This window comes from Saccharibacillus sp. WB 17 (assembly GCF_008634075.2).
Lineage (GTDB): Bacteria > Bacillota > Bacilli > Paenibacillales > Paenibacillaceae > Saccharibacillus > Saccharibacillus brassicae.
In genome coordinates this window covers 119,328-145,053 of the sequence record NZ_VPFK02000047.1, presented here as the reverse complement: position 1 = coordinate 145,053, position 25,726 = coordinate 119,328, and the positions used below count along the sequence as shown (strand labels likewise).

The 25,726-nt window shown below is 58.9% G+C and carries 22 protein-coding genes and 1 other annotated feature; of the genes, 18 read left to right on the top strand and 4 right to left on the bottom strand.

All coding sequences use genetic code 11. The features are described 5' to 3' along the window. The first annotated feature begins 84 nt into the window (after positions 1–84). From FTE24_RS22530 to FTE24_RS22500, 7 genes are all read left to right on the top strand, one after another. Positions 85–612: a sigma-70 family RNA polymerase sigma factor gene (locus FTE24_RS22530; RefSeq protein ID WP_150228620.1), complete on the top strand. Its 528-nt coding sequence runs from the start codon at positions 85–87 to the stop codon at positions 610–612. A 78-nt stretch (positions 613–690) separates the two neighbouring features. Continuing rightward, the gene (locus FTE24_RS22525) at positions 691–1,881 is read left to right on the top strand and encodes a hypothetical protein (protein WP_150228622.1); all 1,191 of its coding nucleotides are present in this window, start codon (positions 691–693) and stop codon (positions 1,879–1,881) included. Then, positions 1,878–2,852 carry an ABC transporter ATP-binding protein gene (locus FTE24_RS22520; protein ID WP_150230615.1) on the top strand — a complete coding sequence of 325 codons (975 nt, stop codon included), beginning with the start codon at positions 1,878–1,880 and terminating at the stop codon, positions 2,850–2,852. The genes FTE24_RS22525 and FTE24_RS22520 overlap by 4 nt, the downstream gene beginning before the upstream one ends. Beyond that, entirely contained in the window at positions 2,849–3,685 is an 837-nt protein-coding gene (locus FTE24_RS22515; protein ID WP_150228624.1) for an ABC transporter permease, read from the top strand. The genes FTE24_RS22520 and FTE24_RS22515 overlap by 4 nt, the downstream gene beginning before the upstream one ends. A 77-nt stretch (positions 3,686–3,762) precedes the next feature. Beyond that, on the top strand, positions 3,763–4,365 hold the full coding sequence (locus FTE24_RS22510; protein WP_150228626.1) for a hypothetical protein: 603 nt from the start codon (positions 3,763–3,765) through the stop codon (positions 4,363–4,365). A 212-nt stretch (positions 4,366–4,577) separates the two neighbouring features. Further along, positions 4,578–6,533, top strand: coding sequence for an ATP-dependent DNA helicase (locus tag FTE24_RS22505; RefSeq protein ID WP_141449572.1), 1,956 nt, complete (start codon positions 4,578–4,580; stop codon positions 6,531–6,533). Then, positions 6,533–6,829, top strand: coding sequence for a DUF6509 family protein (locus FTE24_RS22500; protein WP_141449573.1), 297 nt, complete (start codon positions 6,533–6,535; stop codon positions 6,827–6,829). The genes FTE24_RS22505 and FTE24_RS22500 overlap by 1 nt, the downstream gene beginning before the upstream one ends. 130 nt (positions 6,830–6,959) lie before the next feature. Here FTE24_RS22500 and FTE24_RS22495 read toward each other — a convergent pair whose 3' ends face one another. Beyond that, positions 6,960–7,649: a Na-translocating system protein MpsC family protein gene (locus FTE24_RS22495; RefSeq protein ID WP_150228628.1), complete on the bottom strand. Its 690-nt coding sequence runs from the start codon at positions 7,647–7,649 to the stop codon at positions 6,960–6,962. 198 nt (positions 7,650–7,847) lie between these two features. Here FTE24_RS22495 and FTE24_RS22490 point away from each other — a divergent pair, with 198 nt between their 5' ends. The 8 genes from FTE24_RS22490 (at position 7,848) to FTE24_RS22455 (ending at position 17,592) form a co-directional block, all read left to right on the top strand. Further along, complete coding sequence (locus FTE24_RS22490; protein WP_160441868.1) at positions 7,848–8,909, top strand: GGDEF domain-containing protein; 1,062 nt, start codon at positions 7,848–7,850, stop codon at positions 8,907–8,909. 170 nt (positions 8,910–9,079) lie between these two features. After that, positions 9,080–11,485, top strand: a complete 2,406-nt coding sequence (locus FTE24_RS22485) for an ABC transporter ATP-binding protein/permease (RefSeq protein WP_150228632.1) — start codon at positions 9,080–9,082, stop codon at positions 11,483–11,485. Between the two features lie 441 nt (positions 11,486–11,926). Continuing rightward, positions 11,927–12,424: a MarR family winged helix-turn-helix transcriptional regulator gene (locus FTE24_RS22480; protein WP_150228634.1), complete on the top strand. Its 498-nt coding sequence runs from the start codon at positions 11,927–11,929 to the stop codon at positions 12,422–12,424. Positions 12,425–12,549: 125 nt separating this feature from the next. Continuing rightward, positions 12,550–13,509, top strand: a complete 960-nt coding sequence (locus tag FTE24_RS22475; protein ID WP_150228636.1) for a ring-cleaving dioxygenase — start codon at positions 12,550–12,552, stop codon at positions 13,507–13,509. A gap of 64 nt (positions 13,510–13,573) precedes the next feature. Beyond that, entirely contained in the window at positions 13,574–14,185 is a 612-nt protein-coding gene (locus FTE24_RS22470) for an alpha/beta hydrolase (RefSeq protein ID WP_141449579.1), read from the top strand. A 200-nt stretch (positions 14,186–14,385) separates the two neighbouring features. Further along, on the top strand, positions 14,386–15,177 hold the full coding sequence (locus tag FTE24_RS22465) for a sulfite exporter TauE/SafE family protein (RefSeq protein WP_150228638.1): 792 nt from the start codon (positions 14,386–14,388) through the stop codon (positions 15,175–15,177). A 154-nt stretch (positions 15,178–15,331) separates the two neighbouring features. Then, a complete protein-coding gene (locus tag FTE24_RS22460) occupies positions 15,332–16,537 on the top strand; it encodes a winged helix-turn-helix domain-containing protein (protein WP_150228640.1) in 1,206 nt (401 codons plus the stop codon). A gap of 98 nt (positions 16,538–16,635) precedes the next feature. Beyond that, the gene (locus FTE24_RS22455; RefSeq protein ID WP_150228642.1) at positions 16,636–17,592 is read left to right on the top strand and encodes an iron-hydroxamate ABC transporter substrate-binding protein; all 957 of its coding nucleotides are present in this window, start codon (positions 16,636–16,638) and stop codon (positions 17,590–17,592) included. Positions 17,593–17,749: 157 nt separating this feature from the next. Here FTE24_RS22455 and FTE24_RS22450 read toward each other — a convergent pair whose 3' ends face one another. Then, positions 17,750–18,472, bottom strand: coding sequence for a YoaK family protein (locus FTE24_RS22450; protein WP_150228644.1), 723 nt, complete (start codon positions 18,470–18,472; stop codon positions 17,750–17,752). A 420-nt stretch (positions 18,473–18,892) separates the two neighbouring features. Between FTE24_RS22450 and FTE24_RS22445 the strand changes: the two genes are divergently transcribed. The 3 genes from FTE24_RS22445 (at position 18,893) to FTE24_RS22435 (ending at position 21,625) form a co-directional block, all read left to right on the top strand. Further along, a complete protein-coding gene (locus tag FTE24_RS22445) occupies positions 18,893–19,471 on the top strand; it encodes a class I SAM-dependent methyltransferase (protein ID WP_150228645.1) in 579 nt (192 codons plus the stop codon). Positions 19,472–19,578: 107 nt separating this feature from the next. Further along, positions 19,579–20,559, top strand: coding sequence for an aldo/keto reductase (locus FTE24_RS22440; RefSeq protein ID WP_150228647.1), 981 nt, complete (start codon positions 19,579–19,581; stop codon positions 20,557–20,559). 724 nt (positions 20,560–21,283) lie between these two features. Further along, complete coding sequence (locus tag FTE24_RS22435; protein WP_150228649.1) at positions 21,284–21,625, top strand: IS66 family transposase; 342 nt, start codon at positions 21,284–21,286, stop codon at positions 21,623–21,625. 308 nt (positions 21,626–21,933) lie between these two features. Here FTE24_RS22435 and FTE24_RS22430 read toward each other — a convergent pair whose 3' ends face one another. Continuing rightward, positions 21,934–22,632, bottom strand: a complete 699-nt coding sequence (locus FTE24_RS22430; protein ID WP_150228651.1) for a hypothetical protein — start codon at positions 22,630–22,632, stop codon at positions 21,934–21,936. Positions 22,633–22,966: 334 nt separating this feature from the next. Beyond that, positions 22,967–25,246, bottom strand: coding sequence for a 5'-nucleotidase C-terminal domain-containing protein (locus tag FTE24_RS22425; protein ID WP_237401891.1), 2,280 nt, complete (start codon positions 25,244–25,246; stop codon positions 22,967–22,969). Between the two features lie 190 nt (positions 25,247–25,436). Beyond that, positions 25,437–25,687: a binding site (T-box leader), on the top strand. Positions 25,688–25,726: the final 39 nt, after the last annotated feature.

Here is a 25,726-nt window from a genome sequence, read left to right as displayed (position 1 = left end):
GCTGATACATAATCCGTTCCTGCCCTGTCTTTCCAGTGTATATACGGCGATGAAGAGCGGCCGCACTTCGAAGGAGGTTCATCGATGGACAATTTAGCACCGGAATCCGAAGCGTTTCGCGCGGTATTCCTTGAATATTACCCCGGCGTACGCCGGAAGCTGATCGCGCTCGTCAAAGATGAGGCGACGGCGGAAGATTTGGCGCAGGAAGTGTTTTTGCGGCTGTACCGCAATCCGCCGGACGATCCGAGAGTGATCGGCGCCTGGCTGCACCGGGTATTGACCCGGATTGCGTACGACAATACGGACCGGCTCGTCCGGCAGCGCAAACTGCAGGAAAAAGAAGAACAATACTTCGACCGTCAACGCACCTGGGAAAGCGGCGAAGAAGCGCTCGTGCGCAGCGAAGAACGGGAGCAGATCAACGAGCTGCTCGGCGAACTGCCCGAGCGCGACCGGCAGGTGCTTATGCTGCGCTACTCCGGTTACAGCTACGCGGAGATCGCCGAAGAAGTGCGGGTGAGCCCGCCGAGAGTCGGCTCGCTGCTGAGCCGCGCGGCCGACAAGCTGCGCAAGCGCGCCGCCGGCAAAAGCAGCGGATGGGAATGGTGAAGGCGCGGGCATCGCGCATTACGGATAGCAGGTATACAATCATGAACGATCATTTGAACTTTCGGGAGGAAACGAAACATGAACAAGCTTAACTCCGGCGAACGCGAAAACGAACGGAATCTGGCGAATGAAGCCTGGATGAAAATGGAAGAATCGCTGCGGCACGAACCGGTCAATCCGGCCTGGGCGACCTGGACGGAACGGGCCGCTCAAGCTTCGGCCCCGAATGGCGCGGCGCCAACCGACGACAATCGATCCCTGCACGGGCAGTCCGCGAACGATCCGGACGCGAAGCGGGTTCCATCCCTGCTTGCGGCATCCGAAGCGCCAAACGGCGCGCAGCCGCACACGTCCGGCTCCGACGCATCGACCGACGCCGCGCGTCCGGTACCTTCTCCGGCAGACCGCAGACGCCGCAAGCTTGTGGTCCGCTTCGCGGCCGCAGCCGCCGCGGCAGCCGTGATCGTCACGGCCGTCACGCCGGCGGGCAATCAGGCGCTGGCCGGCATTTTGAACAAATTCACGATGCAGGACGTCGTGCTGGTGCAGGAATCGGATCTGGAGAACATGGTGCAAATGGTGTACGGAACGGGCGAAAACCGCGAGTCTGTCAACAAGTACGGCAGCTTCGTCAGTACGGCGCTGGAAAATGGCTTTGACCCCGATGCCTCGGCGGAAGAGATCCGGGCGGGTCTTGGCTACGCGCCGATTACGGCGGTACAGGGCCGGACCGGCTCGTTGAACGCTTCCCTCGGCAGCAAGACCGAAATGAAGCTGCATGTGGCGGAAGTAAACGAGACTTTGAAACGACTCGGCGCGGAGCATCTGTTCCCGCAGGAAGCGGACGGCAAAGCGATTACGCTGACTTATCCGTCTTCGGTCATGTATAACTTCGGAACGGCCGACGGATGGGCCCAACTGACTCAATCCGAAATGCCTACCGTCCAATTCGATCCTTCTTTCCCGGTCGAAGAAACGATGGATGCCGTCATCAATTTCCCTTATCTGCCTGGAGAGCTGAGAGAAAGCTTGCAGCAGGCGGCCGTATTGGACGGACGTCTGCCGCTGCCGATGTACGCGGACGGACAAGCGCAGAGCCTCGATTTTTCGGGTGTGGAAGTTACGTATGCCCAGAGCGAATCCGGAAGATCGCGGACCGCTTTCTGGGTGAAAAACGGACAGCTGTTCGAATTTAACGCGCATGATTCGTTCCCGGGCGGCGAAGAGGGATTCCTCGACTTCGTGAAAGGACTGACTGCCCAGTGGTGACCCCGGACCTTCCTGCTATTCAAACCCAGGATTTGAGCAAACTTTACGATAACGGACGCGGCTGCAGGAATATCACGTTGAGTATCGGACAAGGGGAAGCCTTCGGCTTCCTCGGTCCCAACGGAGCCGGCAAAAGCACATTCGTCAAAACGCTTGTCGGATTGGTCCGCGCAAGCGGCGGAGCAGGCACGCTGCTGGGGAGTCCGATCGGCTCGCTTGAAGCCAGGCGCCATATCGGCTATCTGCCGGAGCTGTACCGGTATCCCGAATGGCTGAGCGGCGAAGAAGTGATGAAGATGCATGCCGGACTGCTCGGTCTGCGGGGCGAGGAAGCGCGCAAGCGGATCAGAGCCGGGCTGGATGAAGTCGGAATCGGCAAACGCGGATCGGACCGGGTCAAGCAGTACTCCAAAGGGATGCAGCAGCGGCTCGGACTTGCGTGTGCGCTGCTCGGCGATCCGCAGATCCTGTTTCTCGACGAACCTTCGTCCGCGATGGACCCGGTCGGCCGGCGCGAAGTGCGCGAACTGCTGCTGGAATTGAAAAAAAGAGGCAAAACGCTGTTCCTTAACTCCCACTTGATGGAAGATGTCGAAACGGTATGCGACCGGATGGCGCTCATGCTGAACGGCGACATGATCCGCGGTGGCACGGTTGCGGACATGCTGAAGGTGAAGATCCGCTGGCGATTCAAAGTCGGCGGATTTTCGCCCGTCCTGCTGGATTGGCTGCGCGAGGAGAGCCGCCTGAACGTCGGAATGGCGCAGCCGCAAGACGCCGCCCCGACTTCGTGGGAAGCGCCGGTCTGGCTGGAAGCGGAACTGGACGGGGAAGAGCAGGCCGGCCTGCTGAACCTGCTGATCGTGGAACAGGGCATGACGCTGTACGAATCCGCGATGCACCGGGAGAAGCTGGAGGACTGGTTCCTTGAAGCGGTAGCGGGACGGGACCAGAGGGGGGAACAACGATGAATACGATCATCAAGGCGACGTGGCAGGAGATGCTGCGCCGCAAAATGCTGCTCATTACGCTGGTGTTGACCGCGCTGTTTCTCGGCGTGTTCTGGTTTATCGCGGATACGGTAGCGCTCGATAGCCGCAGCGGCGGCGATCTGCTCAGCCAGTTCGCCCGCCGCAGCGCGATTTTGTCGCTGGGCTTCTTTTTCGGCGGCTTCGTCGTCGCTTTTCTGGCCATTTTCAGTTCGTTTTCGGTCATCTCGGGCGAAGCGGAGCAGGGCGTGCTTCAATCGGTGCTGACCCGGCCGATTCCGCGCTGGAAGTGGTACGTCGGCCGCTGGATCGGCTACGTGTCGCTGATCGGAGGCTATGCGCTGCTGCTGTTTGCCGCCATGGTGCTGATCACGACCTTCCATGCCGGTATGACGCGCGATTACGGCGATATTTTCACGTCGCTGCTGCTGTTCGTAGGCACCGTGCCGACGCTCGTCAGTTTGTCGATGCTCGGATCGAGCCTGTTCTCCGGCATCGGCAACGGCGTGTTCATGACGATGCTGTACGGCGCGGGCTGGCTCGGGGGCATGGTGGAGAAAGTGCGCGGCTTCCTGCCGGTCGAGCCGCATGTGGAACAGACGCTGTCGCGCACCGGGGCGCTGCTGTCGCTGCTTATGCCGGCCGACGGCCTGAACCGCCGGATGCAGTACGTGCTGACGCAGGGCGCCGGGGAGACGATTCCTTTTCTGACCGGGGGCAGTCCGCCTTCGCAAACGTTCGTGATCTATTCGGTTTTTTTCGCCCTGTTTGCGTTTGGCATCGGATTATGGTTATTTAAAAGAAAGGACTTTTAAACTTTTTTCCGAGACTGTTCTGCGTTCCGAGACTACCCTGCGTTTCCTGACTGTCCATATGAAGGGAGTGCCTGTCCATGGGTCGACAAACGTATCAAATTCCGTTCGGAGCCGAGCCTGTCCGGCAAGCGGTCAAGGGCACGCTGCTGTTCTACGATTCGTTCGAGACGATTACCGATGAGGAGCTGGAACGGGCCGCCGAAGTCGCGCTTGCCCGTTCGTTCGCGCAGTTGGTTCTGTATCCGCTGCACGAAGCGACGGTCAAGCGGCTTACCGGCGAAGCCGTCAGCGCTTTTTACAAACGAGGCGACCGGCTGCACGAATGGCGGCGCGATCAGCAGATCCTGCGCAGCGTCACGGTGGAGAACTGGGACGGCAAACGCAAAAAGTATACGCCGCTCGAAGCGGCGCTGCGTTTCGCGGAGGAGAAATATCCGTCGCCGCTGTTTCTGTACCTGACCGCCGACACCGCCAACCGCTTCGCGTCGTTCGCCACGTTCGAACAATGGATCGTGCGGATCCGCCTCGTGCTGGACGAAGCGCCGGATCGCCCGCATCCGAGGCTGGCCCGATTCCGGCATCGCTGGGATACGGTCGACGAGCTGCTCGCGAAGCAGGCGCCGGCCGACGCGGAGAGCAAGCGTATCGCCAAACATTCGGGCCAGGGCGATTTCCGTTAAGACCGCGGTCGTCCGATTTCCGGACCCACCCACCGTTTCCCCGATCGCGGAGAAACGGTTTTTGCCGTTTGTTTGCTTATTTGCGTATTTTCATGTTTTTTCAAAAAAAATCAAAGCAGGCCTCGCCAACAGACGTTTTTCCGGTTATAATGAAGGGTGGCCCTGTTCTATTGTAATCCGAGCAGCAAATTTCGGCCAAATCCGTCAGTTCAATGGAGGCTATTACCGCTTTGACGACTACTTATCCGTTTGCGTTCGACCCCGCGGCTCCGTTTTTGGAACAAGCTTCCGATTGGATCGCGGACGTCTTTTACGATATTTTGCCCGAAGCCGGTTTTGAGACGCGCGATGAACAGATCTTCATGGCGTTCCAGCTGGAGCGTGCCTATAAAGAAAAAAGAACGATTTTCGCCGAAGCGGGCGTCGGAACGGGCAAGACGCTCGTCTACCTGCTGTACGCCGCGCTGCATGCCCGGTATACGCGCAAGCCGGCCGTCATCGCCTGCGCCGACGAATCACTGATCGAGCAGCTTGTGAAGCCGGAAGGCGATATCGCCAAGATCGCCCGGTACCTCGATCTCAACATCGACGTGCGGCTCGGCAAATCGCAGGATCAATACCTGTGCCTCAACAAGCTCGAAGAAGTGCGCGGAGCGGGCGAGGAGGAGCAGGTGTTCCAGGAGATTTACGAAGAACTGCCGCCGTTCGTCCATTTCCCCGATACGCTGCAGGCGTTCTATCCGTACGGCAGCCGCAAAGACTATCCCGAGCTTGACGACAAGCAGTGGGACCGGGTCGGCTGGGACGTGTTCCAGGACTGCCTGATCTGCCCGCGCCGCCACCGCTGCGGCCAGACGCTGTCGCGCGACCATTACCGCAAAGCGACCGACCTGATCGTCTGCTCGCACGACTTCTACATGGAGCACGTATGGACGTTCGAAGCGCGCAAGCGCGAAGGCCAGCTGCCGCTGCTGCCCGAGCACAGCTCCGTCGTGTTCGACGAAGGCCATCTGCTGGAGACGGCCGCCCAGAGCGCGCTGACGTACAAGCTCAAGCATTCGGCATTCGAGTCGATCGTCGTCCGGCTGCTCGAAGGCGAAGTGCGCGAGTCGCTGGCGCTTGCGGTCGAACGTTCGATCGAGCGCAGCGACGACCTGTTCGAGCTGCTCGCCCGTTACAGCACGCCCGTTCCGGCTTCGGAACGGAGCGAACTTCGACTGGCCGACGATCTGATGGCCGGCGTGGACCGGTTCCGCGCCGCCGTCGACGCGATCGAGGAAGAGATCGTGTTCGAGAGCGGCATGTTCAGCCTGGACGAATACCAGCTGCGCATCGTCGAGGAACATCTGGAAATGATGCAGACGGCGCTTGCGCTGTTCCGCAATCCGCAGCAGCTGATCTGCTGGACGCAGGACGACAGCGGCGACCTGACGCTCGTCCTGATGCCGAAGAAGGTGAAGGAGATTCTGAACGAGCGCGTCTTTTCCAAAAAGATGCCGATCATCTTCTCCTCGGCCACGTTGTCGGCGGAGCAGTCGTTCGACTATATCGCGGACAGCCTCGGCGTGAGCGACTATCTGTCGTTCTCCGTCGCTTCGCCGTACGATTACGAGCGCAGCATGAACGCTTCGCTGCATACGGAGACTTCCGTCGCGGCCAAGACCGATTACGTGCTCGAAGCGCTCCGACGCCGGGAAGGCGGCTCGCTGCTGCTGTTCCCGTCGCGGGAAGAGCTGGACATTTTCCGCGCGGAAGCCGACTCCCGCGCGGAGTTCGCCGAATTCCCGATGCTGTACGAAGGCGATGCGGAGATCAGCCGCCTGATCTCCGAGTTCCAGAACGGAACGTACGTCAACTTGTGCGCGGTCACGCTGTGGGAAGGCCTCGACGTGCCGGGCGATTCGCTGAATCACGTCATCGTCTGGGAACTTCCGTTTCCTCCGAACGATCCGGTGTTCGCGGCCAAGCGCCGCGAATCCGCCGATCCGTTCGGCGAAGTGGACATGCCGCACATGCTGCTCCGGCTTCGCCAGGGCATCGGCCGCCTGATCCGCACGAGCGGGGACAGCGGACGCGTCAGCATTTTCGGGCAAGCGATCCAACAACAGAACGTGCGCGAAAGAATCGGCAGCCTGCTGCCGGTCAGCGCCGCAAAGGAGAATGAATAATGGAATTTACGGAGTATACGGTTGAGAAGATCAGAGACGCTTTCGGAATCGTGCAGGGGGAACGTTACGAGTTCCTGATGGAGATGGAAGTGGACGAAGAAGACGAATTGTATACGCCGCAGGGTCTCCGGCTGCGCGTGCTGTACGGCGTGAACGGCGAAGAGAGACGGATCATCAAGCACGAGATCATCGAGCGCGGCACGCAAAAAGTGCTGGAATTCGATCTTGAAGACGACGAGTTGGAAGAGACGAAAGCTTTCTGCGCGGCGCATTACATGGAAGCCGAGAAGCAGTAATTCGCTGCGGCTTCCAGCGGTCCCGGCGGACGCTTGAGGCCGGCGTTCCGGCGAAAAGCCCCGATGTTTCCCTTGCGGGAAGCATCGGGGCTTTTTGTCGTGTCCGAAGATTCGGACTATTGGCGAAAGACTATAGAACGTCCCCGTCGAGCTCCAGCATCAGCAGGCTGATATCGTCTTCGAACGCCCAGTCGAGATACGCCGCTTTGAGTTTGCGGTTCAGCAGCTTCTCGATCGGCAGCTGTTCGAGGAAGCTGTCGAGTTCCACTTCCCGCTTCGTCACGCGCAGCTGGTTGTTGAAGCCTTTTTTGACCAGACGCTTTTCGAGGCTGATCATCAATCCGTAACGGAGAATCATGACGAAGCGTCCGTCCATGCGAAAAGATTCGATGCCGAGCGGAGGTTTTTGCACGCTGCTCGTCACCAGGTCCACCTGCTGATGCAGGTCGGCTTTGCCGGCGTACAAATCTTCGGGCACCGCTTCGATGACCGGATGGAAAAAGATAGCGATCATGGCCGTGTTCGTGCCGGATTTCCAGTCGATGAACGTATTGGACACCTTTTTGTCCGAAGACGCTTCGATTTTGGGCTTGAGCGACGGGTAGATGAACTGGTCCAGCAGGATATGGATATGCGTGTACCGTTCATCCGGGTCATCGGGCAGCCGGCTGTCGTGCACGTCGATCAATCCATGCAGGAGGAACACGACGCAGCGTCCGTTCGAATAAATTTCCGTAGACTCGGGAGGTTTACCGAATTGGCTTTTGCACAGCAGGTCGGAATACGTCTCCAGCGAAGTAAACGATTCGGTTTCGGGCATGGTAAAGACTCCTTTCGCGGAAAAAGTCAGGGAACATGGGCGGGCCAAAAAAACCCTTACACGCAAATTAACCGAAAATCCGGACGATTTAACCGCTCGGCGTCTATTTTTGGCGAAATACCGTTTAGAATCGGGCAAATGATTCCGATATGTAAGAAAGAAGCCCAAATCCAGGCGGCGCAAAGAGAGGGAACAACCATGATTCGCGACTTATTCATCAACTTTTGCCTGCTGTCCACCTTTTTGTTTTTCGGGGATATGGCATACGGCAGGCTGCGCACGCTGTTGAAGCCCAAGCCGTGGCTGCTCAACGTCATGTACGGCATAGGCTTGGGCTTTTTCGGCGTCCTGCAGCTGATCTTTACTTTCGAGATGCCCAACGGCATGCTGCTCGATTTTCGCCAGCTGTCGATCATGGTCGCGGCGAGCGTGGGCGGACCGTGGGCGGCCGTCATCGCGGCGGCGCTGATCGGTACGGGCCGCGTCCTGATCGCGGGGGGATTCACACCGGCTTCGATTCTCGGCCTCGTTGCCACGCTGCTGACGGTCGGGCTCGTGCTGCCGGCGTTTCTGGTCCGGGGATCGTTCCGCTTCCAGTGGACGCTCGCTTCCGTATTCACGACGCTGCTTGCGGCCGGGCTGCTGCTGTTCCGGCTGGGCGATTCGGCCCTGCCTCTTATCGCGCTGCTCGGCGCCCTGCAGACAGCCAGCTGCGTGTTCACGTATCAGATGATCGTTCATCTGCGCAGCACGCGCCGTATGCAGGATACGCTCAAGCAGGATATCGAGCACGATTTCCTGACCGGGCTGTACAATTCGCGCGGATTCGAATCGAGATACCGGCTGGCACTCGCTTCCAAAAGCCCGTTTGCGCTGCTGCTGCTCGATATCGACCATTTCAAAAAAGTGAACGACACGTACGGCCACCCGGCCGGCGATGCAGTGCTCGAACAGCTCGGCAAGCTGATCCGCGAGCATGTACGCAAGATCGGCTGCGCTTCGCGCAAAGGGGGCGAAGAATTCGCGGTCATCCTCCGCCCGTGCGACGCGAAGCGGGCGATCGACCAGGCCGACAAGCTGCGCAGGCAGATCGAGCAGACGCCGTTCCTGCTGCCCGACGGACGCCTGATTGCGATTACGATCTCGATCGGCATCGGCCTGTATCCGCGCTTCGCGGAAGGCGAATTGATCGAATGCACCGACCGGGCGCTGTATCAGGCCAAGCAGGAAGGACGGAACCGCGGCGTGTTGGCGGGATAGGAGGTTCGAGTCCGGCCGAACCGAATCGTTGTATAGAGAGAAGCCTTGCGAAAGGCTTCTTTTTCGTTCGGATTTGTCCGAATGGTGTCCAAAGATGCCCGCCGCTTGCGGACATGCTACGATACAGGTACGCACAAAGCCGGCACAGCGCCGGAGAAGGAAGGTCGACCATGCTTGAGCTTCAGCACATTTTCAAAACCTACACGACCGGCGACTTCACGCAGACCGCTCTCGACGACGTCAGTCTTTCTTTTCGCGCCAATGAATTCGTAGCCATTCTCGGACCGAGCGGTTCGGGCAAAACAACCTGCCTCAACCTGATCGGAGGGCTCGACCGGTACGACGAAGGCGATCTGCGTATCAACGGCATGTCCACGCGGCAGTTCAAAGACCGAGATTGGGACGCTTACCGCAACAACAGCGTCGGATTCGTGTTCCAGAACTATAATCTGATCTCGCATATGAGTGTGATCGGCAACGTCGAAATGGGCATGACGCTCAGCGGAATCGAGCCGTCCGTCCGTCGGCGCAAAGCCGAAGAAGTGCTCGAACGCGTAGGCTTGCGCGACCATATGCACAAAAAGCCGGGGCAGCTCTCGGGCGGGCAGATGCAGCGCGTCGCGATCGCCCGGGCGCTCGCGAACGACCCGGACATCATTCTGGCCGACGAGCCGACGGGCGCGCTTGATACGACGACAAGCGGACAGATCATGGATCTGATCCGCGAGATCGCCGGCGACAAGCTCGTCGTCATGGTGACGCACAACCCGGAACTCGCCGAACGTTACGCCGACCGGATCGTGCAGTTCCGCGACGGGCAGGTCGTCTCGGACAGCAATCCGCCCGAAGACGAGTCTGCCGCGTCCGATTACAGCCTCAAAAAAACGGCCATGAGCTATCTCACCGCGCTCAAGCTGTCCGGCCGCAACATCGCGACCAAAAAATGGCGCACCGCGCTGACCGCGTTCGCGTCGAGCATCGGAATCATCGGCATCGCGCTGATTCTGTCGCTCTCCAACGGCTTCGACCGGCAGATCAGCAAGTACGAATCGGGTGCGCTCTCGAACTTCCCCGTGACGATCAGCCGCACGGCGGCGAATATCGATTTCACCCAGCCGCCGCCGGGCACGCCGGGCGGCGACGATGTGGCGCTGCCGGAGTTCCCGCAGGAAGCGCAGGTGTATCCGTACGATCCGACGCTCAATACGGTGCTGCACCGCAACAACATCTCGGAATCCTATCTGGATTATCTCGACGGGATCGATCCGAAGCTGCTGGACGCGATCTCGCTGTCCCGCGAAGCGAATCTCAACGTGCTCAAGCGGCCGGATGGCGCGGAAGCGTCGAACGTCGATTTGGGCGAAGCCGCGTTTACGACTTACCCGTCGAAGCCGGCAGGCGTATCCGGCCCCAGTTACGTGGAGCAGGTGTACGACGTCCTTGCCGGAGAGTACCCGACCCGGCCGACCGATCTCGTCCTGGTCGTCGATGCGTACAACCGCGTCGAGACGTCGACGCTCGAAGCGCTCGGCTTCGATTACGAAGCGTCGGCCGTCGATTTCGGGCAGATCGTCGGTTCGACGTTCAAACTGATTCCGAACGACCAATTTTATACCCGCCAAACGGGCGGACTGTTTGTGCCGGCCGCCGCTTCGCGCTTGAATGCCCTGTACGACGATCCGGAAGCGACGACGCTGACGATCGCGGGCATCGTGCGGGAGCGGCAGGATTCGCCGATGTCCACGATGGACCCCGGTATCGCCTACTCGGACGAACTTGCCGAACAATTTATCGCGAGCGCCCAATCTTCCGCCGTCGCCATTGCCCAGGAGAACAACCAGGCGGTCAACATCGTCAGCGGCAGGCCGTTCAGCCGCGCGGGAGCGTTCTCCGAGTTCGGCGGCATGAATTTCGGTCCTCCCGGCATGGGCGGCGGATCGGCTTCGTCAGCCGTCGATCCGGCCGACGCGACGACGCCGCAGCAGGCGCTGGCCGCGCTCGGGGCATCCGGCCAGCCGGCTTCCGTCTCGCTCTACCCGAAAGATTTTAACGCCAAAGAAGGCATTGTCGCCTATCTTGACGCCTGGAACGTTGGCAAAGAGTCCGACGAACAGGTCGTCTACACCGATCTGGCCGCGACGGTGACGAGTCTGTCGAGCGGCATCATGAACGGTATCACGATCGTGCTGATCGCGTTCGCTTCGATCTCCCTGTTCGTGTCGCTGATCATGATCGGCATCATCACGTACATTTCCGTGCTGGAGCGAACCAAAGAAATCGGCGTACTGCGGGCGCTCGGCGCTCGCAAAAAAGACATCACCCGCGTGTTCAACGCCGAGACGTTTATTATCGGAGCGGCGTCCGGCCTGCTCGGCATCGGCATCGCGTACCTGTTGACGCTGCCGGTCAATGCCGTGCTGAAGTCGATGACCGACCTGTCGGGCGTCGCGGTGCTCGATCCGCTGCATGCGCTGCTGCTCGTCGTGCTCAGCGTGGCGTTGACGATGCTTGGCGGATTTATCCCGGCCAAGTTCGCGTCGCGCAAAGATCCGGTGGCTGCGCTGCGCAGCGAATAATCGGGAACAAGCGTCGAATAAGCAGCTCCCGGCGATTTTGCCGGAGTCGGCGTGGGAAATAAAGGAAGTCGCTCAACTGTTTCGCCGCTGGACCGTTTGGGGAAAAAAGCAGTAGAGCAAGCCGGTCCCGACCGGCTTCACTTTCCCGACGAGGAGGAGATCCATCATGAAAAAACTTCTGCGTACGGTCGGAACGATCGTTACCGTCGTCACGACTGCCAAACAAGTCATCAATCTGGTTCAAGGCATGCGCAAAAAGCGCTAAGATCCTGACCGGCAAAGCCCCTGGATAGGGGCTTTTTTATTTGGGCAAATCGAGGGGACCTGTTTTGAAAAGAAAGGTTGACAGCAGATCGATTTTATATTATCTTTAATTCAAGAGATATGAATTAAAAGAAATACGCCGAGAAAAATCAACTACATTCAAGGAGGTGAATTCAAATGACGGAGAACCGAACCGAAGCCGAACAGGCGCATACATCGCCGGAATCGCCGCATAACGCTTCCGCCGACCGGGCAGCCGCGCTGAAGCTGTTCGTGATCCTGTCCAAAGCGTACAAGAACGTTATGGACCTGGCGGTGAAGGATATGAAGAAGCACGGCTTGTCGCCGTCGGAATTCACCATCCTCGAAGTGCTGTATCATAAAGGGCGCTTCCCGCTGCAGCAGATCGGAGAGAAAATTCTGATCACGAGCGGCAGCGTTACGTACAACATCGACAAGCTGGAGAAGCGGGAGCTGCTGCGGCGGGTGCCGAGCCCGGACGATCGCCGCGTCATCTATGCGGAGATTACGGATCAGGGCCGGGAATTGTTCGACCGGATCTTCCCCGAGCACGCGGACGAAGTGGGGCGGATCATGGGCGGATTGACCGCGGCCGAGACGGAAGCGGCGGCCGAGCTGCTGAAGAAGCTGGGCAAAGGGACGCAGCGCGGATAGCGCTCGTTCCTTCACCCGCAGGAAGATCGGTTTCGTCGGTGTAATACTTTGAAATAAAGAAATTCAAAAACAAAATAAAAATAAAGCGTAAAAATACGGTAAACATACAAAAGGAGCGATTACTCATGACTTTGCAAACGGCAGGCATCCACCATATTACGGCTTTTGCGGGCGATCCGCAGGCCAACGTCGACTTTTACGCGGGCGTGCTCGGACTTCGAATGGTCAAAAAAACGATCAATTTCGATGCGCCCGACGTCTATCACCTCTACTTCGGCAACGAAGAAGGGTCCCCCGGCACGATCATTACGTTCTTCCCGTTCCCCGGAGCCCGCAGAGGGCGGATCGGCGGCGGACAGGTCGGCTTCACGACTTACGTCATTCCGGAAGGGGCGATGGCGTTCTGGAGAGAGCGGCTGCACGGCCTCGGCATTTCGGTGACGGAAGCGGAGCGGTTCGGCGAACATTACTTGCAGTTCCGCGATAACGAAGGGCTGCAGTTGGAACTGGTCGAGCGTGCCGCGGGCGCGGCATCGACCTGGTCGTTCGGCGGCGTGCCGGCGGACAAAGCGATCAAAGGGTTCGGCGGCGCCGTGCTGTACAGCATCGAGCCGGAACGCACGGCCTACGTGCTGGAACAGGTGCTGGGGATGGAAAAAATCGGCGAGTTTGCCGGGTTTGGACGCTTCCGGGCGACGGGCGATCTGGGCAACCTGATCGACCTGCCGATGAAAGCCGTTCCGCGCGGAGCGGGCGGTGCCGGCACGGTGCACCATATCGCCTGGCGCGCCAAAGACTTCGAAGAACACGAAGCATGGCGCGGCGTCGTGAACGGAGGCGGCTTCCAGCCGACGCCGGTCATCGACCGCCAATACTTCCATGCGGTCTATTTCCGGGAAGAAGGCGGCATCCTGTTCGAGATCGCGACCGATCCGCCGGGATTCGCGGTGGACGAAGCGCAGGAGAACCTGGGCGAAGTGCTTATGCTGCCGGCCTGGTACGAAGACAAACGGACGCAGATCGAAGACGGCCTGCTGCCGATCAAGGTGCGGACTGTGAGCGCCGACACGAAGCGCGATAACTGAGCAGACTGAGCGGACGATAGGAAAAGCACGACCCATACGGGCATAACGAGAGGAGAGTTACGATATGAAACATATTTTCCAAAAAGGGACGAATGAAACTCTGCCGACGGTAGTCGTTTTTCACGGAACAGGCGGCACCGAGCAAGATCTGATTCCGCTTGCGGAAATGGTCGCGCCGGGCGCGTCGATCCTGTCGATCAAAGGCAATGTGTCGGAGAACGGCATGGCGCGCTTTTTCCGCCGGCTGGCGGAAGGCGTGTTCGACGAGGAAGACCTCGTCTTCCGCACGAACGAGATCCGCGACTTTTTGGGCGAAGCGGCGGAGCGTTACGGCTTCGACGTCTCGAATCTCGTCGCGCTCGGCTACTCGAACGGAGCGAACATCGCGGCGAGCCTGATGTTCCATTTCGACGGCGCTTTCCGGGGCGCACTGCTGCACCATCCGATGGTGCCGATGCGCGGCCTCGCGCTGCCGGACATGAACGACGTGAGCGTCTTCGTCGGCGCGGGCCGCAACGACGGCATGGTGCCGGCCGCCAATACCGAGGAGCTGATCGGACTACTGGAAGGCGCGGGCGCTTCGGTCAAGACGAACTGGGAGCATGCCGGGCATCAGCTGACCCGCACGGAAGCCGAAAGCGCGCGCCGCTGGTTCGCGGAACATTTCGCGGGCTGACAGGCTGCGCATTGACCGTCTTCATATAAGAGAAGCAGGCAAGCCAAGCAAAGTAGAGCAGAGAAGAGTCCGGGAACCCGTCAACCGACGGGTTTTTGGCATGTCTTGCCGGACGGCGCCCGAACGCGCTACACTGGACGAAGCCGACCGGAGCCAACCGCTTCCGGGGCTTACTCTATCAGTCGCGAAAGGATGCACCCATGGAAATCATACTGCTTATCGCGGTCGGCATGTTCGCTTCGATCTGCGGCGCCGTGGCCGGACTCGGCGGAGGCTTCATCATCGTGCCGATTTTGGCGTTCACGTATATCGTGCCGGTATCGGACATTTCGGGCACGTCGATGGCCGTTCTGTTCGTCAGCGCCATCTCCAGCACGCTCGCTTACGCCGCGCAGAAAAAGGTCGATTACCGCAGCGGCCTCGCTTTTGCCGTCGCCATGATTCCGGGCTCGATTCTGGGCGCCTGGACAACGGGCATCGTCGAAAACAATGTGTTTTTCGTCTCGCTCGGCATTTTTCTCGTGCTCATGTCGATCTCGATCAATTTCAAGCCGACCCGAAGCCGCGGCGGCTTCCTGAAGCCGAACGTCAGCCGCAGCCTGCTCGACGCGTCGGGTATGAGACACGAATATTCGTTCAATATGACGTTTGCGGTCAGCGTCGCTTTTTTCGTCGGATTTCTGTCCAGCCTGTTCGGGATCGGAGGCGGTTCCGTCATGGTGCCGACGATGATTCTGTTCCTCGCTTTCCCGCCGCATATCGCGACCGCGACATCGATGTTTTCGATTCTGCTCTCGTCTTTTGTCGGCACGATCTCGCATGCGGCTCTCGGTCACGTCATGTGGGACAAATTCATCTGGCTGGCGCTCGGAGCGCTTGCGGGCGGCCAGATCGGCGCCCGGATCGCGTCGAAGATTCCGGCCAAGACCGTCGTCCGCGTCTTGTCCGTCTGCCTGCTGCTGGCCGCCGTGCGCCTGATGTTCAAAGGCTGAAGGTGAGCGCAAACCTGCCGCACCGCGCCGCCACGAAATTTTGCGCTGGGCCTCTGACCCGGACAGGAAGCTGTCCGGGTTATTCGTGTACAATGGAACGGACGAACGCCCGGCGCAAGCCGCGCAAATCTACCGCAAAAGGAGGGGCAAGCGTATGCAACCCACGACAAAAACGCTGACCCGCGAAGAAGCCCGGCGATTTTTGCTTGATTATCACGGATTGTCGCCCGCTGTCGATGCTTCCGGCAAAGCCGGCATTATGGATTATGTCCGCCGCGTCGGCTGTATCCAGTTCGATCCGCTGAACGTGGTCGGAACGAACCCGGAACTGGTACTGCAGTCGCGCATTTCCGATTTCGAGCGCGGCATGCTGGAAGAACTGCTGTACGAAGACCGCAAACTGATCGACTATTGGGATAAAAACATGGCCATTTTCGCGATCGAAGACTGGCCGTATTTCGAGCGGTACCGGCAGCGTCATCAAGCGTGGCTCAAAGCGAACCCGACCGCGGCAGCAGCCGTGCTGGAAGAGATCGAGCGGCGCGGGTCGCTCTGCTCGGCGGATCTGGCGTATGACGAGAAAGTGGACTGGGCCTGGGGACCGACCCGCCTGGCCCGCGCCGCGCTGGAAGGGTCGTATTTTGCCGGCCGCCTCGTCGTGCACCGCAAAAAAGCGGGCCGCAAATATTACGATTTGGCCGAGCGTATCCTGCCCGCGGAACTGTACGGCCAACCCGACCCGTTTGCAAGCGACGAAGCGTACAACGAATGGGCGCTTCTGCGCCGGATCGGCAGCGTCGGCCTGCTCTGGAACCGGCCGAGCGACGCGCTGCTCATGACGCACCTCAAAGCGCCGCAGCGGCTCGCCGCGTTCGAGGCGCTGCTTGCTCGGGGCGAGATCCGGCCGGTGGAGGTGGACGGAATCGACCGTCCGCTGTATATTCGTTCGACCGATTACAGCCTGCTGGAACGGTCGCTTGCGCAAGGATCTCCCGGGCCAACGGCGATGCGGGCCTGCATTCTGGCTCCGCTCGACAATCTGCTGTGGGACCGCAGGCTGATCCTCGATTTGTTCGATTTCGATTATCGCTGGGAAGTGTACAAGCCGGCCGCGGAGCGCAAATACGGCTATTACGTGCTGCCCGTCGTGGCGGACGGCCGATTCGTCGCCCGGTTCGAGCCGGAGAAGCAGCGCAAGACCGCGCCGCTCGTGATTAAGCAGTGGTGGTGGGAAGCCGGCGAAGGGGCAGAAGCGGAAGTGCGGCAGAGCGTGGAGCGGGCGCTGCACCGGTTTGCGCGCTCGCTGGGGACGACGTTCGAGGGAGCGCTGCCGGAAGCCGAAGGTTCCGCCGCGTATTGACTTTAATCGTCCGGCGGTCTAAACTTCTGTAGGGACTGATAACCGTTATCAGAAGTTGAACGACACCCAGACATTCATTCAAGGGGGATCATGTTTTGATGAACAAACAGAAATCGTTTTTGGCGGCGTTCCTGCTGCTGTTCGTACTCGTGCTGAGCGCCTGCGGCAATGCGGCTCCGGCCAAGGAAGCCGCGCCGGCTGCGCCTGCGACAGAGGAGACGGCTGAAGCGCCGGCATCGGGCACGGTCACGTATCAATCCGAGACCGGCCCGGTCGACATTCCGGCCAATCCGCAGCGGATCGTCGCTCTGACCTACGCGCCGAACATTTTGTCGATGGACGTTACGCCGGTCGGCGTCGATCAATGGACGGGCGCGAATCCGCTCTTCACCGACAAATTGAAAGACGTGGCCGTCGTCTCCGAAGAAGATCCGGAAAGCGTCGCCGCGCAGGCGCCCGACCTGATCATCGCCGGCGCCAACATGAAGAACCTGGACCAGCTGAGCAAAATCGCGCCTACGGTCGTGTTCACGTGGGGCAAGCTGGACTATCTGGAGCAGCAGGTCGAAATCGGCAAGCTGCTGGGCAAGCAGGATGAAGCCCAAGCCTGGGTAGACGATTTCACGCAAAGAACGGCGGATATCGGCGGCAAGATCAAAGCGAAATACGGCGACGACGTCACGGTCACGGCGATCGAAGTCGACGACAAAAACGCTTACGTCATGGGCGACAGCTGGGCTCGCGGCACGGAAATTCTGTATCAGGCGATGGGCCTGAAGATGCCGGACAAAGTCAAGGAAGCCGTCGCGGCCGAAGGGTATTATTCGTTGTCGCTCGAAGTGCTGCCGGAATACATGGGCGATTTCGTTGCAGTCAGCCGCAGGCTCGATGCCAGCAGCGAAATTATGGATTCTGCCGTATGGAAGCAAATTCCGGCCGTGCAGGAAGGCCATGTGATCGAGTTCGAATCGAGAGCTTCTTCGTACAGCGATCCGACGACGCTTGAGAACCTGCTCGGCATTTTCGAAAAAGGGTTCCTCGGCGAGTCGAAGTAAAGCAATCGGCGGCGGTTCGGAGAGAGCACGCAGCCTTGCGGATTTGCGCGGGAATCGCGTATCCGAACGCAGCCCGAAAAGCCCGGAAAACGGTATCCGCTATGATCGGATACGCCGTTTTCCGGGCTTTTTTGCATGCCGGGAAGCTTATGGATCATTAGGAAAGCTTGCGCTCGCCGTCGCTGTCCAGGCCGCGGAACAGCGTGAAGACGACGATCAGGATCAACAGCGTGAGCAGAATCGGAATCCAGATGGCGCTGAATGCAAGCTGGACTTCCGCGATCCCGGCGATCAGCGCGCCGAAGCAGTAGATCAGTACGGCGCCGAAGCGCAGCCACGTCTCGCCGCCGATTCCGGCGCGCGTTTCAGCCTTGCGGGCGAAGGCCGTACGGCAAAAAGCGATAAAGTCTTCGATCACGCTCGCCAGGTTGTTGGTCAGCACGGTGGTCGAGATGCCGGCGATGCCGAGCTTGCGCGCGGCGGTCGTCTGCATGCCCATCGCGCTGCTGAGCAGCAGAATCAGCACATGCAGCAGCGTCTCGCTCATGATAGGCCCGGCCAGCGCCGCGAACAAGCCGTAGAACAGCAGCTCGATGCACAGGATCAGCGTAATTCGGGCCGGCCAGAAGCCTGTGGCCTTGCTGCCGCTGAGCAGGAAGGCCGCCGCCGCGTTGCCCGCGATAAAGCCGAGGCAGGCCAGTCCCGCGCGGAGAAAAGACAGCTCGGTGACATGTGCGAACGACATGCCGAGAATGACGATGTTGCCGGTCATATTGGCGGTGAAGACGCGGCCGAGGTGAATATAGCCGATTACGTCGACGATGCCGGCCGACAGGCACAGCAGCAGAAGAATTCCGCTGCGCCACGTTTTGACGTGCAAAGCATTCATTCCTTTCCGTTTGACGGCGCGCTTCGGCGATCCGGGTCCGCAAACGGCGGAACCGGGCCGCGGAAGTGTGCCGGATCAAGATTGAAGATTGAAGATTAAAAATCAAAGAGCCGTTCGGATAGCCCACCGTTTGATTTTCGCAAGAAAATGGATCGATTTCAAGAAAATACGGAAAAGAAAATGAAAAACGCTCACGATCGGCTTCTTATCAACGTGAACGCGGCGCCCGCCGACAAAAAGCAGGACAAAACGGGGCATTTTCCTGAAAAAGGGTTATGATTGAAAAGAGAGCACAACCCGGCTTCGGCGCGGCGGATGCCGTTCGGCATTTGAGTAAACAAACGAGCGAACGAATGAGCGAACAAACGAATATTCGTGCCGGCGCCGCCGGCGTGAGAGAGGAGGGCCGCCATGCCCGAAGCCACTTTGATAATAAGCGGCGCGCTGGCAGCGATCGTGCTGCTGCTCGTCGTACTGATCGTCGCCGCGAGCGTCCGCAACGGCATTACGCCGATGCCGACGAGCCCGTCGGTCCGGCGCGTCGTCATGCAGCAGATCGGCCGCCCGGCGGCCGACAGCGAGATCGTGGACGCCGGAGCCGGCTTCGGCACGCTTGCGCTGCAGCTGGCGCGGCGATTTCCGGCGTGCCGGGTAACCGGCATCGAGAATTCGATCGTGCCGCTGCTTGCGGCCCGGCTGCTCGGCCGGGCGAACCGGATGCCGCGAACCCGGCTCGTGTATCGGCGCGGCGATCTGTTTCGGTATCCGTACGAGTCGGCGGACGTGATCGTCTGCTATTTGCACCCGGCGGGCATGCGCCGGCTGGGACCGGTTTTGCGGGAGCGGGCGCGCGAAGGGACGAAGATCGTGAGCGTATTTTTTGCTTTTGACGATTGGGAACCGGACTCGGCCCTCGTCTGTTCCGATCTGTACCGGACCAAAGTGTACGTCTACCGGGTGCGCAGGCATCCGCTCGATATTCGGGTATAACGTGTACAGGAAGCTGCGGCAGCGCCGCGTCTCCCGGCGCCGACGTTTCGTACAGACGCAGCGCTGCCGCATTCTCGTTATTTTCAACCAAAAGGAGCGAATGTAAAATGGACACCGTCAAACTGGGTCGAACAGGATTGGACGTATCGAGGTTGTGCCTGGGCTGTATGAGTTACGGCATCCCCGATCGGGGCGCGCACGCGTGGACGATGGGCGAAGAAGAGAGCCGGCCGTTTATCCGCCAGGCGCTTGAGCTTGGGATCAACTTTTTCGATACGGCCAACGTATATTCCGACGGCACGAGTGAAGAGATTGTCGGCCGAGCGCTGCGCGATTTTGCCAATCGGGACGAGATCGTGCTCGCGACCAAAGTCCACGGTACGATGCGCAAAGGGCCGAACGGCGGCGGATTGTCGCGCAAAGTCATCCTCAGCGAGATCGATCACAGCCTGCGCCGGCTCGGTACCGATTACGTCGACCTGTACCAGATTCACCGCTGGGACCCGCACACGCCGATCGAAGAAACGATGGAGGCGCTGCACGATGTCGTCAAAGCGGGCAAAGCCCGGTATATCGGCGCGTCCTCGATGTACGCCTGGCAGTTCCTCAAGGCGCAGCATACGGCGGAACGCGGCGGTTGGACGAAGTTCGTAAGCATGCAAAATTACGTCAACCTGCTCTACCGCGAAGAAGAACGCGAGATGCTGCCGCTGTGCGAAGCGGAAGGCGTCGGCGTCATTCCGTGGAGCCCGCTTGCGCGCGGCCGTCTGACCCGCGATTGGGAAGAGACGAGCAAGCGCTCGGAGAACGACGCGTTCGGCCGTACGCTGTACGACAAGACGGCGGAAGCCGACCGCCGCGTCGTCGAAGCCGTCGCCGAAGTCGCCCGGGAACGCGGCGTTCCGCGGGCGCAGATCGCGCTGGCCTGGGTGCTGCAAAAGCGCCCCGTCACCGCCCCGATCGTCGGCGCAACCAAGCCGCACCATCTGGAAGACGCCGCTGCCGCGCTGTCGATCAAGCTGAGCGACGAGGAAATCCGCCGCCTGGAAGAGCCTTACGTGCCGCATGCGGTGATCGGGCACGCTTGAGTTTGAAGCGGTCCGCTTGGCGGTGCGGAGCGGCGGGGCGTGGGAGTGAAGCCGGAGGGAAAGCGGAAAGAAGCGTAGGAGAGAGCGTAAGGAAGCGTAGGAGAAAGCGCAAGCAAATGCAACAGCAGTATTGAAAGCGGGCCGCGTTCGAGCGGGCCGCTTTTTGCGGTTCGCTGGAGCGGAAAATCCACCGACCGATCCAATCAGATGACGATCCGATCAAGCGATCCACCAATCGATCAATAAAGTAATACCAATAAATAAGGGGGTGGGAATATATTCATAATTTGATCGATTTTCTATTCAATTATTTATAATTTATTCCGACTATAAAATAGGTGGAGGAGGTGATTAGCATTTTAAGGGTTCTTTTACTTATTGGAGTTTCCATATTAAGTATTTGCGGCGGTCTAATGTTTTTGAGCTTGTTCATTACACTTTTATTAACTATGGGAAAGGGTTTTATTTTTTATTATGGGCCACCAAAGAGCCAAACGATTCTGTTTATGTTGTTAACTCTGCTACCGTTTATTGTCGTTGTATACTTTCTACACAGGAAGGATGACTATGTACTAATCAATACGATCCTGTATTCCTTTACTTCCGCATTCTTTATTGGCTTTATTTGGGTAACTTTATAAATTGATTTTTTCATCCCTCTACCGCTTTGAACAGGCGCTGTTTGGAGTTCACTTGCTTCGCGAATGCCAAAGCATTGTCGAGCATGACAAGCACGAACGGGCAAAGAAGATGTATACATATTTGTAAGAAGACTGCGAAGCCTCCCAAAGCGAGCAATCTCGGCAAACGAATGCAGGCGCAAAAATCGGCGATTCTCCAATTTCTTTTCGATGCCCGGGTTCCGTTTGACAACAACCAGGCCGAACGGGATATTCGCATGACCAAAGTGAACCACAAAGTCTCGGGCTGCTTCCGTACCGAGCAGGGCGCGAAGCGATTTGCCCGGCTGTGCTCCGTGATTTCGGCGCTCATCAAACAGGGCAAATCGCTCCTCGATTCACTAACCTGCGCGTTACGCTACCGCACCTCGCTGGTGGGGTCCTAATTAGTAACCGCCAATCCATCTAATTCGCCCAAAAAGACGCCTTTTACACGAGTAACTGCGATAATCCAACTAATCCGCTGCATTTCATGCTTTTCTTGAGATTAGTTTGAAAATAGATGGATCTGTGCAGCTATTTGCGATTTCCGGGATCAAGCGTCGAAAATAGCTGGATTCACGCAGTTAATATCACTCGTGGCAGTATTTTGAGCGATAAAGTTAACGCCGAAACGGTTTTCACGGTTCTCAACGGGCACTTAGTTGTTAATGCTGCGTCAGTTTGCCTGTTCTGTCCATTCCACCATTTCTCCTCACAAAAATTTCACCGCCGCCGGCTGCAGCACATAGCGGACGAGACGGCGGTTTTGCGGGCCGGTGTGCGGTTCGAACAGGTTTTTTTGGCAAAGGGACCGCAGCAGGTTGACCGCCGTGCGATGATCGATACGCAGATGGCTGCGCACGTCGATCGGGCGGAGAGGGCGTTCCAGCGTGCAGGCCAGGCGGATCACTTCCCGGTGCCGATAAGACAGCGTTCGATTTGTGTCGCTCGGACTTTGGCTTTCCAGTCCCGCATCGCTACGCCCTTCATGTCGTCCCAGCACCATACGCAGCAGCGTGAGACTTAATTCCGGATGGTGGAGAACGTCGTCTTCGGAAAAACAAATCATCTCGAAACCCATTGCTTTGAGAAACGTTTCCCGGTTCAGCTGTCGGCAAAAGCCGCGGCGGTCCATGTTCGAGACGTGCGAGCCGAAGCTTTTGAGTTCGATCAGGAGATAAGTCGGAGGGACGATCCAGGCAAAATCGTAAAAATGGGACGCGCCGAGCCGGTCGGTCACTTCGTATTCGGGATGCAATCCGTCGAAGCCGCCCCGAAGCGGCCACCAGACGTTTTGGCAAAAAGCTTTTTCGGCGTCCCCTTGTTCGCGCAGCAGCCGGTCCCGGCGTTGTGCTGTCCGCTGCTGCGCGTGCATGTCCATAAAGCGGCCATAAGCCGATTCAACATCCATAAGTTTTCCCTCCGCAGTCAGGAATGGGGCATAAGACGATGAATCCGCGCAAGAAAAGTCCCGACCTGCGTTCCCGCGAAGGGAACCGGTCGGGACGTGCTTCGTCTCCGGTCGATCAGCTTATGCTCTTGCCGACCATTATAAAACGGCGCACGCTCTTTGTGCAAGCCCCACCGCCCGCGTCAAAAAGCTCCGGGGCCACAAGCAGGCCCACCGTACCGGCCGCCTGTCGCCCGCCACCCGCAAAACCCCGCACCCGCCAAAAAAAGCCCCTCCGCAAGGGAGGGGCTTTCGTGTCGGACAGCCAAGGATTCGGCTCGGTCCGATCAGCGGATCAAGAAGCCGAAGCGGCCGTAACGGCTTCGAGGATCGATTTCATCTCGGCCGGCAGAACGGTGTTTTTCGGCAGGAAGCTGCCGGGTTCGCCGGGGCTCAAGATGCCGGCATGGACGAGCTGGGCAACCGCCATACGCGCGTAAGGAGCTACGTTCGAAGCGTCTGCGAACTGGCTCAGGACATACTTTTCGGTCACTGTCGGAAGCTTTTGCTTCAGTGCGGCAGCGAGAATCGTCGCCATTTCTTCGCGGGTGATGGAGCGGTCCGGATTGAACTTGCCTGCGCCTGCGCCTTTGATCAGGTTAGCTTTGAATGCCTGGGCGATCGCATCGGCGTAAGGCGCGTTTTTGTTCACGTCGGTGAACGCGGCGCCGCTTGCGGCAGCGTTGTTCAGGCCGAGCGCTTTAACCAGCTCGGACACGAAGCTTGCACGCGACACGAAGTCGTTCGACGGCACCGGTACAGGTGTCGGCGTTGGCGTAGGTGTAGGTGTCGGTACAGGCGTAGGTACCGGTGTCGGCGTCGGAGCAGGCGTTGGCGCCGGTGTCGGAACAGGCGTCGGTACCGGTGTAGGTACAGGTACCGGCGTCGGTGACGGAGCCGTTACCGGACCGTCGGAGTCGGGAACTTCCACGCCTTTGGCCGGGATGTTCACGATGCGGCCTTCGACTTTGGCTGTGATCGTTTTGCCGGCAAAAGTGTCGACAACGTACTTGTAGAACACGTCGAGGTCGATCGGACCCGCGAGCGAAGCGCTGGCTTTGGTCAGCACTTTATAGTTGTCGCCGCCGCCCGCCATGAAGTTGTTCACGACTGCCGTGTAGGACTTGGCCGGATCGATCGGCGTGCCGTCTGTCAGCTGCAGGTCGCTTACGCGCTCGGCAACCGGCTTGTTGAGGTCGGCTTTGTATTTCAGGCCGGAAATTTGCAGCGTTTTAGTGTTCGGCGAACCGTCGGCGTTCGTGCCCCACTGCTGCTGCAGCAGTTCCTGCACCTGCGCGCCGGTCAGCGTCAGCTTCACGAGCGTGTTGCCGAAAGGCTGGATTTTCGCCAGATCGGCGAATGTAACGTCGCCTTTTGGCAGGTCGGCGCGGATGCCGCCCGGATTCATGAACGCGAAGTCGGCTGCCGCGGCGCTGTCGCCGAAGTTTGCCGTACGCATCGAGTCGGCAATCAGGTTGCCCAGCGCCGCTTCGTTGTTGTAAGCGTCCGTACGGGTTACGGAACCGTCGGTAACGCCGACCGGCTTGGTCAGCTCCGGATGTTTGTCCAGATATTTTTGAAGCAGGGCTACAGAGTTCGCGTCCGGTGTCACGCCGGCTTGGAACGTCGTCGTAACGGTAGCGGATTTCTGCGTCACGTCGCCCGTTTGCGCGTCGATCATCAGCTTGATGTCTTCAAAAGCGGTACCGTACGAGTAAGCCTGCACGATCAGCTTGCCATTGACTTCGCCGTTGGCCAGCGCGTGGTTGTCGCCGGCGACGATGACGTCGATCGGGGAGTTGGCCGGCAGCGCTTTTGCCAGATCGGCCGCTTCGCCGGTCGTTACGCCTTCTTTGGTGGAAGCCGGATCGTGGGCGAGCACGATGATCGTCTCTACGCCTTGATCCTGAAGTTCTTTGGCGTATTTGTTGACCGCCGCGACTTCTTCTTCGACGCTCAGGAAGCGTACGCCCGCCGTGCCGGCAGGAGAGACTTTGGCCGGCGTCGATTTGGTGACGAGACCGATAAAGCCGATTTTCACGCCGCCGACTTCCTTGATGACGTAAGGGTCGATCAGCGGTTTGCCGGTCGATTCTTCGATCACGTTCGCGTTCACGTACTTGAAGTCCGAGCCTTTGTGCATCACGATGCCGTCTTTCGGATCGAGTCCGCCGTTGAGCTGCGCTTTGAGCGCCGCGATGCCCTGGTCGAATTCATGGTTGCCGAGCGAGCCGACGTCGAATTTCATCATGTTCATCCATTCGATGGTCGGTTCGTCGCGTTCCAGCGAAGAGATCGGAGCGGAAGCGCCGACGGAGTCGCCGTTATGGAACAGGAGCGTGTTCGCGTATTTGGCACGCGCTTCGTTCAAATATGTAGCGAGAATCGGCGCGGTTCCGGCCGGTTTGTCGGCAACCGTGGAAGTGGTATCCAACTGTCCGTGCAGATCGTTGATGCCCAGCAGATGGACTTCCACTTCGCCCGGCGCCGCCGAAGCGATATTTGCCGTACCCAGCACTTGAGCGGACAGCAGCGCTGCGGCCGCAAACCCGACACTCGTCTTTTTCCAATTCATTACGTTGTATTCCCCCTAGAAGTATGATCGATCCTGAGCCATTGTATCACACGGGATTTTTTTAAATCAAAGGGTATGTAAACTCTATGTTAAATATATTTAAAATCGTTTTCGAAAAAAAGGAATTTGACACGGCTTCTTCGGCCATGTTATAAAGTGAATCAGCAAGTCTCCGGCCTGCGGAGCGTCATAACAAGCTTTGAAGGGAATCCAGTAGCGTTCGAACCCGTACTTTCAGAGAATCGGCGGTTGGTGCGAGCCGATAGACGAACGAACGTCAATTACGTCCCGGAGCTTCCCGTTACCGAACCCGCGATCTGCGGAAGGAACAGGACGGACTCGTCCCCGTTATCGGACTTTATGAGAGGGAGACGCGCTTGCGGTATATATGCAGGCGCCTTTCCAATCAGGGTGGTACCGCGATTAAGACTCGTCCCTGCAGAAATGCAGCAGGCCGGGTCTTTTTTATTTTTTCCCATT